Raw genomic sequence first — 2,472 nt, 5'->3', positions numbered from 1 at the left:
GCGAAAGCCGGAATCCAACCGAAGCGACGCAACCTCGGCTCCAACCGAAGCCGCGTCGCTTCCAGTTCGTCATTCCGGCGAAAGCCGGAATCCATTTTGATTTTCCCGACCGAGTTACAGAGGCAACAGCAAAATGGATTCCGGCTTTCGCCGGAATGACGGGATAGGGAGATTCCGCCAGGTTCGAGCTCCCATCCGTCCACTCACCTCACCGCCAAGCGACCGCACCGCACCGCCGAGCCATCGCACCAAACCGCCAAGCCACCGCATCACCGCGATTCGCGGCCCCGCGCCCCCGCGCGGCCCGTCCTGAAGCATCAGGCACCCGAACCCACAGGCACGTTCCATGTCCGCCACCACCGCCAATGCCGGCCCCGCCGCGCCCGCGCAGCCGCAAGCCGCCTTCAAGCCGCCGAACATGGCGCTGACCACGCTGGGCCTGGCCCTGGCGTCGTTCATGCAGGTGCTCGACACCACCATCGCCAACGTGTCGCTGCCGACCATCTCCGGCAACCTCGGCGGCAGCGCCAACCAGGCCACCTGGGTCATCACCTCGTTCGCCGTCAGCAACGCCATCGCGCTGCCGCTGACCGGCTTCTTCACCCGCAAGTTCGGCGAGCGCAAGCTGTTCATGTGGGCGACGCTGCTGTTCGTGATCGCCTCGTTCCTGTGCGGCCTGGCCAACAGCATGGGCCTGCTGGTCGCCGCGCGCGCGCTGCAGGGCTTCGTCGCCGGGCCGATGTATCCGGTCACCCAGGCGCTGCTGATCTCGATCTATCCACCGCACAAACGCGGGCAAGCCATCGCGCTGCTGGCGATGGTGACCGTGGTCGCGCCGATCGCCGGCCCGATCCTCGGCGGCTGGATCACCGACAACTACAGCTGGGAGTGGATCTTCTTCATCAACGTGCCGATCGGCATCTTCGCCAGCATCGTCGTCGGCAACCAGTTGCGCGGCCGCCCGGAGCGGCTGGACAACCCGAAGATGGACTACATGGGCCTGGCGATGCTGGTGATCGGCGTGGCCGCGCTGCAGATCATGCTCGACCTGGGCAACGACGAGGACTGGTTCAACTCCACCACCATCGTCGTGCTGACCATCGTCGCGGTGGTCGCGCTGGCGGTGTTCGTGATCTGGGAACTGACCGAGCGCGATCCCATCGTCAACCTGCGCCTGTTCCGCCACCGCAACTTCGCCAGCGGCACGGCCGCTATGGTGCTGGCCTATTCGGCGTTCTTCGCCATCGGCCTGCTGGTGCCGCTGTGGCTGCAGCGCAACCTGGGCTACACCTCGATCTGGGCCGGCCTGGCGACCGCGCCGATCGGCATCCTGCCGGTGCTGCTGACGCCGTTCGTGGGCCTGTACGCGGCGCGCTTCGACCTGCGCTGGGTCGCCACCGGCGCGTTCCTGGTCATGGCCGCGACCAGCTTCGTGCGCTCGGGCTTCAACCTCGACGTCGACTTCTACCACGTCGCCCTGGTGCAGTTGTGGCAAGGCCTGGGCGTGGCGCTGTTCTTCATGCCGGTGCTGACGATCTTGCTGTCGGACCTGGAGCCGCACGAGATCGCCGCCGGCTCCGGCCTGGCCACCTTCGTGCGCACGCTCGGCGGCAGTTTCGCCGCCTCGCTGACCACCTGGGCCTGGAACCAGCGCAGCACCATCCACCACGCCCAGCTGACCGAGCACATCGGCGCCTACGATCCGCAGATCCAGCAGACCGTGGACCAGCTCGGCCGCGGCGACCCGACCCGCGGGGCGCTGGTCCTGAACCAGATGATCTCGCAGCAGGCCGCGCAGATCGGCTTCAACGAGATGCTGTACCTGATCGGCATCCTGTTCGTGGTGGTGACCGCGTTCGTGTGGCTGGCCAAGCCGCCGTTCACCGCCAAGGCCGGCGGCGGCGCCGCGGCGGCCGGCGGGCACTGAGCCGCGCGCGGCGCGCCGCGCGAGATCATCGGAGCATGCGAACGGGCCGGTCATCCGGCCCGTTCGCTTTTGCGCGTCCGCTACCGGGCGGCGGCGGCGAATTCCCGGCGCGTGATCCGTTTTGCGCGCGCGTTCCGAGTGCAGTAACGGCCCACGCCGCAACCGCGAACCCGCCCCCACGGCGCCGCCCGGTGTCGCGGCGCGGCCGCGGCCGACCGCGCGCACCCACTTCCGGGGCGCGCGAACGCACGCAGGAGAGAACTTCATGAACACCCGCTCGCGCAAGCTCGGATTGCCCGCACTCGCCGCCCTGGCCTTCGGTTTCGCGTTCTCGATGAGCGCGATGGCCGGCGTGTGCAACACCTGCTGGAACCGCTGCATCGCCCAGTACGAAGACTGCAAGCAGCAGTACGGCGACGGCTGGGCCTGCTCCTCGCAGTTCACCCAGTGCGGCAAGGGCTGCGGTTGCGAGATGCCCTGAGCGATCGCGGCGACGCCCCGCGGCGGGCCGGCTCGACCGGCCTGCCGCGCCGGCGTGCGCGCGC

At 68.8% G+C, this 2,472-nt stretch carries 2 protein-coding genes; both read left to right on the top strand.

What is annotated here, in order from left to right:
• Positions 1-346 precede the first annotated feature (346 nt).
• Positions 347-1,927: a DHA2 family efflux MFS transporter permease subunit gene (locus tag A7A76_RS14835; protein WP_206411906.1), complete on the top strand. Its 1,581-nt coding sequence runs from the start codon at positions 347-349 to the stop codon at positions 1,925-1,927.
• Between the two features lie 265 nt (positions 1,928-2,192).
• Entirely contained in the window at positions 2,193-2,408 is a 216-nt protein-coding gene (locus A7A76_RS14830; RefSeq protein ID WP_206411905.1) for a hypothetical protein, read from the top strand.
• Positions 2,409-2,472: the final 64 nt, after the last annotated feature.

This window comes from Lysobacter enzymogenes (genome assembly GCF_017168095.1).
In the GTDB taxonomy this organism is placed as follows: domain Bacteria; phylum Pseudomonadota; class Gammaproteobacteria; order Xanthomonadales; family Xanthomonadaceae; genus Lysobacter; species Lysobacter enzymogenes_D.
Note: the sequence above shows the minus strand (reverse complement) of the source record. Positions and strands in the feature narration are given on the sequence as shown.